The 14,832-nt window shown below is 61.1% G+C and carries 12 protein-coding genes; all 12 read right to left on the bottom strand.

What is annotated here, in order from left to right; all coding sequences use genetic code 11:
• Window positions 1-687: 687 nt before the first annotated feature.
• The 12 genes from ABIB90_RS17890 to ABIB90_RS17835 all read right to left on the bottom strand — a co-directional run bounded on the left by ABIB90_RS17890 (window position 688) and on the right by ABIB90_RS17835 (window position 14,483).
• Window positions 688-1,263, bottom strand: a complete 576-nt coding sequence (locus ABIB90_RS17890) for a hypothetical protein (RefSeq protein WP_007592671.1) — start codon at window positions 1,261-1,263, stop codon at window positions 688-690.
• Window positions 1,260-2,444, bottom strand: a complete 1,185-nt coding sequence (locus ABIB90_RS17885) for an ERF family protein (RefSeq protein ID WP_247404663.1) — start codon at window positions 2,442-2,444, stop codon at window positions 1,260-1,262. The genes ABIB90_RS17890 and ABIB90_RS17885 overlap by 4 nt, the downstream gene beginning before the upstream one ends.
• Window positions 2,428-3,279, bottom strand: coding sequence for a YqaJ viral recombinase family protein (locus ABIB90_RS17880; RefSeq protein ID WP_371261366.1), 852 nt, complete (start codon window positions 3,277-3,279; stop codon window positions 2,428-2,430). The genes ABIB90_RS17885 and ABIB90_RS17880 overlap by 17 nt, the downstream gene beginning before the upstream one ends.
• Window positions 3,280-3,384: 105 nt before the next feature.
• Window positions 3,385-3,684 (bottom strand): hypothetical protein, encoded by a 300-nt coding sequence (locus tag ABIB90_RS17875; RefSeq protein WP_157158553.1) that lies wholly within the window; start codon window positions 3,682-3,684, stop codon window positions 3,385-3,387.
• 291 nt (window positions 3,685-3,975) lie between these two features.
• Window positions 3,976-5,412: a phage terminase large subunit gene (gene terL, locus ABIB90_RS17870; RefSeq protein ID WP_245286072.1), complete on the bottom strand. Its 1,437-nt coding sequence runs from the start codon at window positions 5,410-5,412 to the stop codon at window positions 3,976-3,978.
• Window positions 5,412-5,828, bottom strand: coding sequence for a DUF5681 domain-containing protein (locus tag ABIB90_RS17865; RefSeq protein WP_007592662.1), 417 nt, complete (start codon window positions 5,826-5,828; stop codon window positions 5,412-5,414). Before ABIB90_RS17865 ends, terL begins: the two co-directional genes overlap by 1 nt.
• A gap of 85 nt (window positions 5,829-5,913) precedes the next feature.
• Entirely contained in the window at window positions 5,914-7,155 is a 1,242-nt protein-coding gene (locus ABIB90_RS17860) for a site-specific DNA-methyltransferase (RefSeq protein ID WP_354161004.1), read from the bottom strand.
• A gap of 59 nt (window positions 7,156-7,214) precedes the next feature.
• Window positions 7,215-8,186, bottom strand: coding sequence for a hypothetical protein (locus ABIB90_RS17855; protein WP_354201173.1), 972 nt, complete (start codon window positions 8,184-8,186; stop codon window positions 7,215-7,217).
• A 785-nt stretch (window positions 8,187-8,971) separates the two neighbouring features.
• On the bottom strand, window positions 8,972-9,205 hold the full coding sequence (locus ABIB90_RS17850; RefSeq protein ID WP_035992930.1) for a hypothetical protein: 234 nt from the start codon (window positions 9,203-9,205) through the stop codon (window positions 8,972-8,974).
• A 1,152-nt stretch (window positions 9,206-10,357) separates the two neighbouring features.
• Window positions 10,358-10,768, bottom strand: a complete 411-nt coding sequence (locus ABIB90_RS17845) for a hypothetical protein (RefSeq protein WP_035992923.1) — start codon at window positions 10,766-10,768, stop codon at window positions 10,358-10,360.
• Between the two features lie 1,282 nt (window positions 10,769-12,050).
• Entirely contained in the window at window positions 12,051-12,821 is a 771-nt protein-coding gene (locus ABIB90_RS17840) for a hypothetical protein (protein ID WP_354161011.1), read from the bottom strand.
• Window positions 12,822-13,598: 777 nt separating this feature from the next.
• Window positions 13,599-14,483: a helix-turn-helix domain-containing protein gene (locus ABIB90_RS17835; RefSeq protein ID WP_354161014.1), complete on the bottom strand. Its 885-nt coding sequence runs from the start codon at window positions 14,481-14,483 to the stop codon at window positions 13,599-13,601.
• Between the last annotated feature and the right edge of the window lie 349 nt (window positions 14,484-14,832).

Genomic DNA, 14,832 nt, shown 5'->3' with positions numbered 1-14,832 from the left:
ACTGCTGCCATGGAATTGGCGCTCTGCCATCCGGAACGTTGATCAAGCCGCCTGAGCCGAAAATGACCCGCGCGCGGTCTTCACCGGATGCTTACGTCGGAAGCGGATCCTTTGCCATAGCCAACGAGGCCCTCCGCACTGCCGATTGCAGCCGCTGGCCGCCATAGCGCTATGTGCCGGCTGGAGATGTGCGACACGATCACGCCACGTGCCACGTGCGGTCAGGCGCGATAGATATCCGGCGAACGCCTCGCGCGTCAGAAGGTGCACATCGCATCGGAGGAGAACGCGTCGAGTACGATGAGATCCGGTGACGTTAATGGTTTCGGCGAGAGCATTGTCATAGGATTGTCCGAGACTGGCGACGGAGGGCTCCACGCCTCCTTCAGCCAGGCGCTCGGTGTATTTGATCGAGACGTACTGGGCGGAAGCGTGCGCCCAACTCCTTCAAACGGGTTCGGCGACCCTCGATGAAACTCCGCGCAACAGAACCGCGGTAAATCGCGAAGCTAACGAATTGTGCGCGTGAGCAGCAGTCAACTGGTTCGCCTAGCCGAGACGAGCAAGCGACTATGATCACGCTCGAACGTCAAGACGGGAGCGTGCTACGTCAGGCGAAGTGCTACTCAGTTGCGGCATCGCCGCTGCACTGGCTGCACGCAGATCTGTGCCTTTCGTTGAGTCGCCTCAGCGCCGCTGGCGCATCGCACCATCCGCGAGGCGCTGATTCCGGATCTCGCGGAGGAGCAGTATGCGTTTGGTTTGGGCGGCATTGAGCAGCCCCTCGAACATCACGAAAATCTCGCGCGCCTGCACGTAGACTTCCGTGGTGATGACGTGTTGATCGAAGCCGTGATTAGCGAGACGCGTGTCGATCTCGGTTGCAGCCGCTGCATCGATCCGCCAGCTCAGCGCGTTTTGTAACGTGTAGTACTCGGCCTCATCTTCGAACCCTGGGACGATCCCGACCATGTCGATGCTGCGAAGCGCAGCTTCGATTGCGTTTTGACGATAGGTCTCCAGAACCTTGTGGCGCAGCACTCGGTAGCGCTGGATCTCCCAGGAGAGTTCGGCGAGATCCACCGCGAGCAGCCATTCAACGGCGGATCGTGGCGCAAGGTCGGCGAAGATCGCCTGCCGCAGCGCCTGGTAATGCGCAAGAGTTTCGCCCGGCAGCAGCAAGGGAGGCGGCGCCAACACCTCAAACTCTGCCGGCAGCGCCGTCGCGGTCAGTTGGTCCGCCGTTTGGAAGGACCCGTTCATCGTGGTGCGGCCTCCGAGCCAAGGTTTGCGGGTAAGGCTGCGCTCCGGATCGTGGCTTTGGTTGCATCGTGGACCGGGCTAGCCGCCCACAAGCCATGCGCCGCCGGCAACGGCGCGATCTGCAGGTTCGCCCACCAAGCCCGCTCGTCGCCGTAGCGGTGCAGCTCGTGGTGATGGACGCGGCACAAGGGGACCGTGAACTCGTCGCTGACCTTGCGGCTCAGGGTCCGCGGTTGGGCGAATTTCAGATGGTGGGCGTCGCACGGGGTTTGCTGGCAAACGAGGCAGGGCTGGTCGCGGACAAACAACAGATGCGCCTTGCTGCGCTTGCGCGGCGGCTCCTTGGGATGGGCCAGTCCAGCTTCCTGCGCCGCCGGCAGAGCCGGCTGCAGCGCGGCCTCGGCGGCGGCCTCCGGGAGCGGTTCTGGCGGCGCGCCTTGCGCTCGATCTAAGACAGGCGCTTGGCCGGCCGTGCTTGCTGCAGGACGGATCGGGTCCTGAAGCTTGCTCTGATAGGCGGTCTCCACCAGACGGGCGTCAGGTTCCAGAAGAGTGTTCTTGAGCGGGAGGCTGGCCTTCGCCCAGGCAAGCAGGCCCTCACCCTCGTGCAGGGCGGCGAGCTGGCGCAACAGCCGCTCCCGGAGCTCCGCGGACTCTGGCGGCCCCAGCACCGGTGCGCGGTTGAGAACGTCCTTGGCGAGCTTGGCTTTCGCGCCAGAGGCTGCGTGCGGCACCGCGGCGGGCGGGCCGGCGACCACATCGGGGGCGTCGAGATCATCCTCGCCGGTAATCCCGACCAGCGCGAACAGGGCATAGCGCCTTGCGTAGGTCAGCGCCGCGCCCATGCGGTGCGGCGCCTCGACGTCCTTGAGTGCGCAGACCGGCCAGTCCGAGGAGATCCACTCGCCGGAGGCATGGGCGAGCAGGGTGGTGAGGTGAATGGTGGCGGTGGCCGTCTCGACCCGGGTGGTCTGGATGGTGGCGATCTCCTGCTGGCTTAAGGTCTTGCGCACGATATCGAGGCCGGACGCCAGAGAGGCGTAGCGAAACGTCCGATCGTCATCGCGCAGAAATGGCGAGCGGATCTGAGCCGTCAGGGTCTTCTCCGGGTTGGTCAGTTCCGCCTGCGCGCGGGCAAGCGCGGCGGCGATCGTTCCGATTTGCTCACTGGCCTGGTGCATGGATGCCCCCCATCTCCACCGGATCAAAGCTGATCGCGCCGGCTTTGGAGCGTTTGGCACGAAGGCCGTGGCCAAACGCTTCCTTGGCGTCCTCGGGCAGCAGCTTCTTCAGCTCGGCCTTGGCCAGTTCGTGCTCGCCATGGGCGGCGCGGGTGCGCAGATAGGTCGCCGCGCACTCCGCCCATAGATTGGACGCGGTCATGTCGACGACCTTGACGGCGGCTAATCGCGGCCGCGGCGGCTCGATCCCGAACAGGAGCGGCGGCTCGCCGGACTGCACGCAGCGCCAGAACTTCTTTTCTGCCGTAAGCAGCAGGTGCTGGTAGAGCGGGTCGGCATGCAGAGTGAGCTCGACCCATTTGCCGCCGCCGGTGATTATCGACAGCACCGCGGAACGGGCGGCGACCACCCACATGTTGTGCTGCAGTTGCGCCATGTGCTTGTCGGCCGCGGCGTCCTCGGTGAAGGCCCAGGGCAGCATGAACTTGGCCTCGAACACCGCGCCAGTTTCTAGGACGATGCCATCGAGCGTCGCCGCCATCCAGCGGTGGACGGGATGTCGGATCCGCTTCTGAATGTCGGTGACGGTCTGACCCGACGCGCGCTGATACCAGGTCCGGTTGAGGTCTTCGGTGACGGTGCCGAGCTGCACGATCAGGTTGTGCGCAAGATCTTGCGGCGCGATCTCGCCGCGCTTTTCGCGCCACAGACGCGTAAGATCCTCCTGATCATTGCCCATGATGATGCGGGCATCCGAGCCGCCGATGAAGGCCCGCCGGTCAATGGGGTCGAACTTGATGACATGATGTGGCGCCTCGGCGCCATTGGCTGAGATCGTGGCCACCCGGTATCTCCTTAGGTCTGACGCGGCTTGGCGCCGCACCGCCTAAAGCCCCGCCATTGCGAGGTGAGATTCCGGGGCTGGTGTGCCCGGTCCGACTCAGTAACGCTCCGTTTGCACGGGAATGCCAGTGCTTTCTGCAGCAAGATTCTTGCTCTTTTTAGGCCCAAATCCTTGATGGTTCGGCGCTTTGGAGCGACGTTTTAACGGACCGAAAGCGCGGGTCCTGGAGATGGCGTCAAACCAACAAATCGAAGCCAATCGCACCAATGCCAAGCGCAGCACGGGGCCGAAAACGGTGCCCGGAAAAGCAAAGTCCAGCGGCAACGCTTTGCGCCATGGACTCGCCAGGGGTTGCAAACGGGATAACCCGGAGTTCGCGAGGCTGATGGTCGCCATTCGCTCGGGCCTGGCATGTGAGATTGGATTGGAAACCGCAGCCGCCGTTGCGCACGCCAAGTGCGACCTATGGCGCGTGCGACTGGTCCGCCAGGCGATGTTGGCTGATCTATGGGATTGCCCGGTCGTAGACATCGCGCGGCGCCTAAACAAGCTTGAGCGCTACGAGCGCAGCGCACTGGCCGCACAGAAGCGCGCGCTTCGATCGCTCAGATAGAGCGAGCTAAGGTTGCCAAAAATGATTGGCTTCGTTCTGGAGAAAATTTCGACTTTCCACCTGACGGGGATGGGTTATGGGAAGTTATAATCATACCCCTCTCGGCCGACCGAAATGATGTCAAGTTCGATGTCATCGAACATTGCGTGGTTGCCCGCCCATTTCAAAAATTGCGAGGTGCTGTCGACCTGGTCGTCGTGCTTGCCGTATGGAAATGCCAGCAGTTCCAGCAAATAGTCGTCGAGCCAGGGGGCATCTGCGGGCAGATGCACTTGTCCGGCCTCGATCCGGAAGGATTGTGCCGCCATGCGATCCGCCTTGCTGCCTTCGGGCTTGATGCCAATCGGGCGCGGCATGCCGTTCGGCGTATCGCGTTGCAGGTCCTGCAACATCGCTGTACCGGGACCGGCGTCCTCGATCAAAACCGCGTCCGCTTTATGTGTTGTCGCCAGCGCGGCCAGGGCGCGCCGCAGGTCGGGATATTGGTGTCGGCCGCGGTAGAGATCCACGAGGTAATAGTCATTCTTGATCACGCGCCAGGTGGTGCAGACCGAGTAATCGTTGGCCTTTCCGGTCATCATGGCGGTGTCCCAGCTCTGCACGACATAATCAGATGCGCCAGCCGCCGGCAGCTGATCGTACCAGCGAAACCAGTCGCGCTTGATCAGATTGCCTTCGAGCGGCACCGGCCGCTGCTGGTATTGCGCCGAGAATTGCAGGCTGCCGATTTCAGCCTTGATCCGCTCCAGCACCAGCTTACCTTCGCGCCGCGGATGCAAAAGGTCGCCGGTGCGGCGGCGAAACACCCGATTTTTGCCGACAGCGATGATGCTATCTTCGACGGCGATGGCCGGCAGATCCAGATGATGCCAACCGCCCGCCTGCAACAGATGACCTGCGAGATCGTCTTGATGCAGGCGCTGCATCACCACGGTGATGCGGCCGGTTGCCTTGTCGTTCAACCGCGACACCAGCGTGCCGCCAAACCACTCGGTGACGCGGTTGCGCCCGGGCTCCGACATCGCGTCCTCCGCCTTGAGCGGATCATCGATGATGATGAGGTCCGCTCCCCGACCTGTCAGCGTGCCCCCGACCGTGGTCGCGTATCGGCTGCCCCCTGCCGTGGTCACGAGTTCGGTGCCGGTATCCTTGGCTGGACGCATGGCCGGAAACAGCTCTTGATACCAACCCGACTCGATCACCATTCTGAATTGGCGGTGCAGCTCGGCGGAAAGTTCGCTGGCGTAGCTGACCACGATGATGCGGCGGCTCGGGTCGTGACCCAGCAGCCAGGCCACGAAAGCGACCGAGACCGAGAGCGATTTGAGCGAACGCGGTGGCTGGTTGATGAGAAGCCGCCGGCATTCGCCATCGTGGAGGCGCATGAGCTGGTAGACGATAGCGTCGATATGCCAGTTCGATAGATACTCGCTGCCGGGGAAGACGGTCGAGAACACCCTTTGGATGAAATAACGCAAGTCGGTTCGGAGCAGCGCCGCCACTATTGGCATCATGTGCCGTCCTCCCCATCGCGCTGGGTCGGAGCCGCAGCGGTCGCATCGGCCAAGATCTGCTGCCGGAATGCATCCAGAATGGCCTGATCGTCGACAGATGGGGTTTTCGCGGCGTCCGGCGCGGTGTTGTCGCTCATGGCCATCGCGAGGGAGAGGAATTTATCCAGCGCCCTGACGTCGCCTTTCAGGGCTTTTTCCCGGAGGCGAAGCAATGCCGCTTTCTGCGTGGTGACGCGCCGTGGCTTGCCGCCGTCATTTAAAGCGACTGGGGCCAGCAGGGTGTTTTTCAGGTCGGTGGTAAAATTCAAGCTGCCCTTCGGGCGCCCGCGCGGATTACCGGATTGACCCGGTTTGAAACGGCTGTGACGCGGGGGTCTGGCGTAGCCAACGCCCTGATCGGATTTTTTAGCCACGGGCGCGCTCCAGGCTCGCGGTGCTTCGTTGGCCGAACGGCTCGCCCGTCTCGGCGTGCACCGCCGTTTTGCCGGTTAGATGCTGTCAGCGCTGGATCGTGACATCGACGTAGGCGGGGTCGATTTCGATCAGCCGGGCCCGGCGGCGGGTCCGCTCCGCGGCTATCAAGGTGGTTCCGGCGCCGCCGAACGGGTCGAGCACGATGTCGTGCTCGTTGGTGCAATCTCGGATCGCGTCGGCGACCAGCGCGACCGGCTTGACCGTAGGGTGAAGAGAGAGCTTTGACTTTGACGAATTTGTCCGGGTATTTTGGCTGGGATAGTCCCACACGTTTGAACGGTTGCGACCATGCCGGCCGAGGTGAACGTTGTTAACGTGGGGTGCGCGGCCCTTTTTGAAGACGAAGACGAGCTCATGTTTGGAGCGGTACAGCGATCCCATCCCCCCGTTCGACTTATTCCAGATACAGAGGTTCTTCAGCTCGCTGTAAAGGGGACGCGTGGCATTGAGGAGCGCCTGCATCGCCCGCCAATCCGAGCAAATATAGTGAATTGAACCGTCGCTGGCGTGCTGGGAGACATGCGCAAACACCTCGGTCAGCAACGCCTCGAATTCTGCAGCGGATAATTCTCCCGAACCCATGACAAAGTCAGGGTGCTTAATCCTGCCCAAGCCCGAGGCATGGCCATCGATCGGCACGTTGTAGGGTGGATCGGCGAAAATCATGCGCGCCTGCGCGTGTTCCAGGAGCCGACCATAGCTCTCTGCCTGCCGCGCATCACCGCAGCGGAGATAATGCTCACCCAAGATCCAGAGGTCCCCAGGCTGGGTGATCGCGGGGCCAGATTCCGGTGGCGGCAAGTCGTCTTCCAAATCGTCTGGATCCGAAACGGCAACATCGAGTTCTCCGGTCGAAAAGCCCGTCAATTGCAGGTCGATTTGAGGGTCGAGGGTCAGAAGCTCGGTTAATTCGAGGCGCAAGGCCTGGACATCCCAGCTGGCGTCCTCGACCAGTCGGTTGAGCGTAAGCTTCAGCACACGCAGCTGCGCCTCGCCGAGATCGACAATGGTCACGGCGGGCACGACGTCCAGACCGAGGAGCTTGGCCGCGAGGACCATTGCCCAGCCCGCTACCACCCGGCGCGTGGCGTCGACGATGATCGGCAGAACGAACCCGAACTCGCGCAAGCTCGCCGCCAGCTTCTCGATTTGGGATTGGGGATGGCGGCGGGTTTGATGGCCAAGCGGCCTGAGCTCGCCGATCGGAACGAGAACGGGATTCAAGTTGTGGCGGAGTGCGGCGCCATTGGTCAGTTGTTTCTTCAAGAGGGCCTCCGTGTTCGATATGCCTATCGGCATATTGGCGGAAGGCCCGCGGGATGCACTTAGAAGGACCTCTCCCTGATTTCCGAGTTGGGAGCGCGGGCGCGATTTCGCCATTTGATGGCCGCGGCCATCCAGTTGCTGACGGTTTGCGGGCTGGCGGACAGCGGCGGCTTGCATGTCCACATGAAGTTCAGCACGAACAGACCGGCTGGGGTCTGAGGGGAGCCGTCATACGCCGTTCCCACGTAGGGGTTGTGGGTGAATGTTCCGCCGTAGCGCTCGACCAGTTCGGCGAGCCAAATCACGACCTGCACCATCGTCGGCTGCGGAAGCGGGCCGCCCCGTTTCTTGCTCGTTTCGAGCGCGGTCCGGGTGGCGTGTTCGAGCCGCTGCGCGATACGGACGGCATCGACCAGATGACGCACCTCATAGTCGTACGCCTCAGGCAATTCCCGAGAAATCTTGTCCGATGACGCCCAATCTAACAGCATCAGGACGTCCGCGAGGCGATCGGCGGCGTTCGCCAAAACCACGAGCTCAGCGATGTCAGCGTGCCGAGCCTTCTTCTTGGCATAGTCGGCAAGCGTTCTTAGCCGTCGAGGAAACAACCAAAAGACGGTGAGGGGGCCCGGGGCCAAGATCGGCGACTCCTGGACGATCCAGTCGGCGTGACGTTGCTCCGAGGCGTCGACGAAATGGCGAAGGAGCTGGCCGGTCTGGTCCAGCGCTTCGTGAATCTCAGCCCGTGTTGGTTGCTGTGATCGCCGAAGACACTCTCTGAGAGCGTCCTCGCGAATCCAATTCAGCCAATCATGGCACTCGGTCCGGTGGCCGTCGAGCAACGGCAGATCGAGATCTTTGATGAGGTCGTCACATTGGGCGCCGGCCAGTGGACGATGCAGAGCCTGGCGCTGATCTCCGGCAGGTTCGGAGTGGCTATCGAGCTCGCCGAGCGCGTCATCGGGGCTGGCGTAACCCTCCAGTCGGACCATTCCGGTCCAGCCCCATTTCGGGTTGACGCGCTTAGGCATCGGCTCCGCCCCGCATCCCAGGTGAAGTTCTTAGATTCGCAGCAGACAAATTCGTCACGAAATGTCGTTCACGCAAGACCGGGCGAGCACGGGCCACCGCGGCGCAGCCGGCTGCATCGGCATCGGGCGCCAGGCGCCCGTAGATTTCCGGATGCCGAAGAGGTCAGGCGTTCACCGGCTTTCAGCGCTGCAGGGGGATCAATTGACGACGGTTGCTGGGCGCCAGTTCCAGGGAAAGAACTCGTCGAGCCGGCTCGAGCAGCCGCGGCCGTTCACGGCGCGGCTCCGTTAGCCAATCCCAAATTCGAGATGGAGCCCTCGAGTACGCGTGAAACGCGAGCGTCATTCCACACTCGTGGGCGACCGCAGATTTCGCCCTGATGCGCACGCGGGCAAGCGACCCAGAAAAGCGTGAACTGTTGGGACGCTTGGCAGATCAGATCGCCATAGCGGCTCTTGCGCTTGAGCAGGTGGTCAAGAGACAAAGCGGGAGCTTAGGTTCGAGCGACACGGTGGCCAAGGCACCGTCGCCAATGCCTCCGCCCACAATTACGATATCTCGCGATGCGCTGGTCATCGTAATGTCCTTCGATTGACAATCGATTCGCGAAACGGGAATGGAGCGAGTTTCAACGATCGGCGATAGCAACAGCGACATTTTGCAATACGGCTGAGCGGCCGCCGGTCGCTTCGGTTGTACCAGCAATCGCGCCGGTGTTGGCGTCGATCGACGTGCCGAGCTTGGTCTCCGAACGGAATTTATTAAAGACGATCGATCAACCCGTTCATGTTCCAAACTCACTTATTGCAGCGGCTGCTGCTTCCTTCTGTTGTTGTTTAAGGCCTGTGCCGGACGTGTATGCCACCAAGGCGACGTTGTATGCCTGCCAAAGCGTGTGCCGGTCGATATCCGGGAAACACTTCAACACGAGCGGCTCAACGTTAGCGACTTGATAGGTATCCAAGCATTGAAGAATAACGCAGCTGACGTCAGCGATGCTGTGGTGTTGCATCGCCATTGCTCCCGGTTGTGGACATCAGCTGGTTCCGCGGCCGCGGTCTCTTTGCTTGCCAGGACGATACGTGCAGCCACAAGCGAAGCGACCGCCGGCAAGCATTGAGCGATGGCCCCATCACCTTACCTGAGGAGCCTCGCTCGCCCGCAAGGTTTGCGGCAAGCGCGACGCCCTTCTCAGAGCCGGTCGCGACCCGATGATGACGCGCGGACACTGAGCTCTGATGAACCGCCCGGTCCGTCGGTATGGTGGAGCTGTTCGAGTCGCCTGTCGAGTTCTTGCTTTTTGGCAACGATCCTCGCGGCGAGAATCTGATCGACAACCGTGTAGAGAGCCCACAACTCGTCGACGGACATCTGCTCAAATTGCGGTCGGTAATCACGAATGTCCAAAGTCCAGCCCCCGGTTGGGGCGGGTCGCAGCAAAGTCAGTCGTCAAAGCCCGGACTCTTACGCCGAGTCAGATGGTCGCGTTGCTGGCCGGGCCGACCGCGCTGCCGTCATAAACCGCCTTCCTAGCTCTAGTTTCGCGTGCCGCACCGACGATTCTGCGCTCGGCCTTGGCTACTCGGTCTCGAAGGGTCGGAGACTTGAGAGGCGAGTGCCTCAAAATGTTGGCGCAGAGCGAAATGACAACCATCCAGTCGCGCACGAGCGTCCATTAGAACAGATGGCCTGCGATTGGGACCACCCCGAGACTAGTCAAATTGGGCCATCAGGTCTGTTCGCTTTCGCACGCTGGCTGTATGGTTTTCTCGGTGTGGCTGAGAGCGGCAATCTGCCGCTCGGGCCTCACGGTTTTCGGAGTCCAAAATGGGCGGCTCAGGGCGACTGCCGCCCGCGGACAAGGCCAGCCTTGGATCTCGCCATCGTACAAAATACCGCCGAGCACCTTCTGCGGCCCGGCATTTGGGGTTGTGCTGGGGCCGTTTCGATCTGCGCGCGTTGGCTTCGATCGGCCGGGCGCAGTATCCCGCGCCGAGGAAAAATGGGCAGCCGGTTCTGGTCGGTTTTGAACAGGGGCTGCGGCAAGCGCGGCGCAGGTCCGAGGCGCGGTTCCGACCCGGCCCTGAAGGGTGGGGACGGCTAGTCTAATGATCGGAAGTCACGCCGAGCGCAGGGGTAGGAGCGCCGAGTGGAACGTGATCGGCAGAACCTACTGTTCGAGCTCGACGTACCGACGAAGCCTGAAGACGATATCCGGCAAAGCGTGTCGCAGGCGTTCAGCGTCTTGGGACGTGGTCGAGAACGGTGCGAACCTGATCATGGCATTCCAAGGTCGACTTCCGTAGACGGTGATCGAGACTCCGGATTTCGCAAAGCCATCAACTTTGCGAAGCTCACCAAGGACGAGGTCGGCGATCGCCACAGCGGGCAGTCGCGCTCGTTTTTCATCGGGGCCGCCGGCGGACAAGGGAGCGACTGGCTTCGCAGGTGGCGCTGCCGCGGTCACGGGCTCCTCTTGGAGCGTTGGCGGCATCTCCGGCGCCGGAGCGGGCGACGCGGACGGAGCAAAAATGCCACGGATTAGCGCCGCAAGGCCTGCATTTTTCGCGTCATCGCTCATCGCTCTCTCGCAGTTGAGCGTAGCCTAGCAGCTTTCGGAAAGGATACCACCACGCCCTGGGCAAGCGCAGGGCGGTTCCTGTGTTCGCGATCGAACATTCAGGCGTGCAAAGTTTCGCTAAGCTTCTCCTCAGCGAGATACCTGATTCACGAAGGGGGCGTCGAAGGTGTTGGGTTGGTCTGGTGATGCGCTGGCGTATGCGCAATTTTTTGTTGATTTGTCCATCTTGCAAAAATGCCGCTTCCGCGATCCGCGGGCGCTACATGCTCGGCCAGGAGCGATTGACGTGCGATCGCTGCGGAGCGACTGACTCTGTGACTTTCTGGCGTTTTGAAGGGATCGCTCATCGCGCGTGCGCGATGAGCGGTCGGAAGGACTCTTGCGTTCAGGGCTAGTTAGCACGCCGCTTTTTTGGGGGATAAGAGAATGACAAATTGTGTGATCGTTCGGGCCTATGGAAGGCAATTGGATCAGTTGCGCGGAGAGGCATCCCGCATTTCGCGGGCAAACAAAATCGACTGGTGGATCGAGCGCGGCATCCAAGGCACACGATTTTGCTTTGAGGACGCTGAGGCGAAGAGGGCGTTCGTCTCAATCTGCGAAAACGTCGGTGTTTCGCATATTGATGGCGCCCCGCCAGCGTGAACAGGCGGGACCGCGACTGGTTTGGTCGAGGCGTTCTCCGAATGCCTTGATGGCGGCAGCAGCCAACCGGAGCGTGAGCATCGAACACTAATTCCATGAGGTTCGGAGGCAACCCAGGCTTCCGATGTAAGACCGGGCTCAACTTTCCCCAGCGTTGAGTGCTCTTCCAACTAGACGCGATTGGCATAGGCAACGCCCGCACCGAACTCACGACCAGTGCTGCCGAGCCGGACACGCCAAAACGCCTCGCCATATCGAACACGCAGCTGGCTCTCGTTCGCCCATCCTGGTTCTCCTTTCATCTGCACATCGAGGAGGAGAACAGATCGCGTCCACGCGCCGCGAAACACGTGTGTGAGAAATGGACGCTTAACGCACCGGATATCGCTCCCTGCTCAGGGCGACCCCATTCCCTGTTCGCCGGGCGCAAATTCCCTGTTCCGAGTTGGGCGCAGCGCGCCGCGAGGGGTGGGATTTCCCTGCGATTCTAGGATATTGCCGCAATTTGGGATGAGATTGCTCCTGCGGTGGAGGCGTGTTTTAACTGTAAATTTCCCTGTTTGCAGGGAAAGATGCTTTCGGGCCCAAAAAACGTTCAATGGCGCAACTCCTGCGGGACGGTATTGGCTGCTGCGGGTCAATTTTGCCCAATCACAGCATCAGCGTGACGGCTGCCGCTGCGGATGATGACAATGATGCCATTGCGAACGGTAAATCGCGCGCCGAGCAGTTTCCGCACCTTCTCCGTGATCGGAAAAGGAAAGGGCACGGCTTCTCCTCCGACGGGATCGCCGACCTTGATCGTCTCAGTTGCGGAGCCTGCAACTGGTGCAGGCTTGATATAGTCTCGGATAAGTTGAATCTCTTCACGTGATAGGATGAGCGGAGCCTGGTCAGGACGGGCCTCCGACGGCGGCTTGGATGTTTCACTGTTTGCTTTTTCACGTATCTCATTCGTGCTTGCGATCTGATCGAGCCTGGCTACGCGTAGCTTGAGCGCGATGATGTCACGTTGCAGCGTTGCGATCTCCAATTTGCGCGAGTTGACCTGCATGAAGACGATGATCGCGCAAACGCAGCTCACGACAAAGCCGACGCTCAGCAATGCGATCAACCACCGCTCAAAGTTTCCCATCGACCGTCCGGCCGTCCGGGGGAGTTGTTCGCGCTGGAGATGGCTCCGCCAGATGCGGCGTGCTCGATCCATCCAGTCTGTAGAGCCCGTTACGCTTGCCGCCGGCCGGCCTGACCCAAAATGCGCGGGCGACGAGGCGGCGTCCTCTCGGGCCGGATCAACTAACGACGCCGTGTCGACTTGCTCAAGCTCTAGATCCTCGGGGACGCGATCCTCCGTAGTCACATGAGCGGCAGGGTGGAAGGGATCCATCTGCTTATCGAGCCGGCCCATCTCCATTCTCCGTGGAGCCATCTATCAACTTCACCAGTTCCGCCGACGCGGATAGAATAGGGTACCCGAGGATTCGATCAATCGGAACGAAAAAGGCGCCAGGCCGCGCCGTGAGCCGTTCTGAGGATAGCTTCAGGAGATAGGGCACCAACAGATGCCAAGGTTCGCCCCGCGAATGCACGTTCCGACCACGCGGACCGTAGACAGTGCAATGAGGCACCATGATCGCGCGACGAATGCCCAATCTCAGCTGGTTAAGGGTGCGACCGGTAAGTTGGGCTTGTTTAAATTCTTAGGGAGAACAAACCGGGTCTCGTGTAACGCTTTTAATGGTCGCACGCCGTGCGACGAGCCGGATAATTAGGACCGAGCCCATCCACCACCGTAGCACGAGACCCACCGGTCTGCGTTCAGCTCGTCATGACTTCCTTCCGCACCTACAGTTCAAGCCTGTCGATACCAGAATCGGCGCGAGCCGCATTGCGGGCGCGGTAGTGCTTCACGATGGTCTGCGCGCTTCGGTATGAATGCCCAGTGATGTCGCAGATCGTCAGCAACCGTAGATTCCGCTGCTCCGTCAGCGGGCGCTAACGTGCAACCAGACCGTTATGCGGCTGAATATCGAGGAGGCCGCGAGTTTTTCCGGGTTTTCGTCACGAGCGAGCGCGTTGATTTTGATTTGATGAGGTCGCTTTTGTGCGAAACAGGGCGTTAGAAATCGGCGAAAGCCGCCCAGGTATTTGCTTCGCTGCGATTTCCCTCTCGCTCAGGTCTGCCTCATGCCGATTGCTTGCGATATTCCGCAGGCGTGAGGTTCATGTGTCGGCGAAAGACTCGGTTGAGGTGGCTTTGATCCGAAAACCCGCTGAGCAGCGCGATCTCCTTCAGCGGCAAGCGGTCCTTGCGGAGATGCTGGCAGGCGTGTTCCACCTTGCGGCTCAGCACATAGGCGTGGGGACGCATTCCGTAATGCACATGGAATTTGCGCGCGAACTGCACGGGCGTGCAGTTGCAGATGTTGGCCAATTCCTCCAGCGTGATGTTCCTGGAGATGCTCTGTTCGATATAGTCTTCGATCAGCCGCGCATGGGCAGGTCTGAAGCGTCCCTGCGAGCAGGGCATCTTGAACCGCACGGAGGCATATCTTCGCAGGATGTGCACGCTGGCCTGAAGAGCCAGCGCATCGTAGCAGAGGCGGCCACCCGGTCCTCCGGCGGAAACCTCTTGCACCATCTGGTCGCCGATCCAGGTCAGGACCGGATCTTCGATCTTGAGGAGGTCGTGCAGTTCGACCGCCTCCGCGTCGCGATCGAAGGCCTCGCCCGCAGTCTTTGCCATCAAGGTCGGTGAAATGTAGAAATGGCTGACTTCGAGATCATGGCTCCATCGCCAATTCGAAGCTTCCGCGCGCGTGAGCAGCGTCGTGACACCTCGGCCGACGTGATCTTGCTTCCACGCGCCGGTGACGCGGCGGTTCATCGCAGTCGAGCCTTCGCGGTAGATGACGATCAGATAGTTCTCGGACGGGGGGACCCAGATGTCGGATGGCGCATAGCGGAACACCCGCAGCCGAAAGTCGGCCTTTCCTACCGCCGAACTGTCCAACATCAACTTGCCAGGCGCGTACCGTGGCAGCTCGTCGACCGTAATCAACCGGCCCATCGCGCGAACTCCCTCCCTCTAAGGCGCGGTTGACCGCTTCTTCTTCTCTTGAGCCGAACAGCTGCGCAGCAGCATAAGCCGCTTTTGGCTTTTGCCAAGCGAACTGCGTCCGGATCAGCTCCTTGAGACCGCGGCACCAGTGGCCTCGTTCAAAGGATTGTCGGTTTTGTTCAAGCCCCAGGCGCAGGCAATCTCGTAGCTTGCCGCAGTCCCTTGCCGAGTGGAAAGCGAACGGCACGAGCGTCGCAAGCAGAACAAGCCCCATCCGATCGAGCCGTCGGGATCAACAATGACGCGATGCACCATCATCCGGTCACAGCACGGATGGGGAGGCCACGCGCTCTTACAC

The sequence above is a fragment of the Bradyrhizobium sp. JR4.1 genome (genome assembly GCF_040548605.1).
In the GTDB taxonomy this organism is placed as follows: domain Bacteria; phylum Pseudomonadota; class Alphaproteobacteria; order Rhizobiales; family Xanthobacteraceae; genus Bradyrhizobium; species Bradyrhizobium canariense.
Note: the sequence above shows the minus strand (reverse complement) of the source record. Positions and strands in the feature narration are given on the sequence as shown.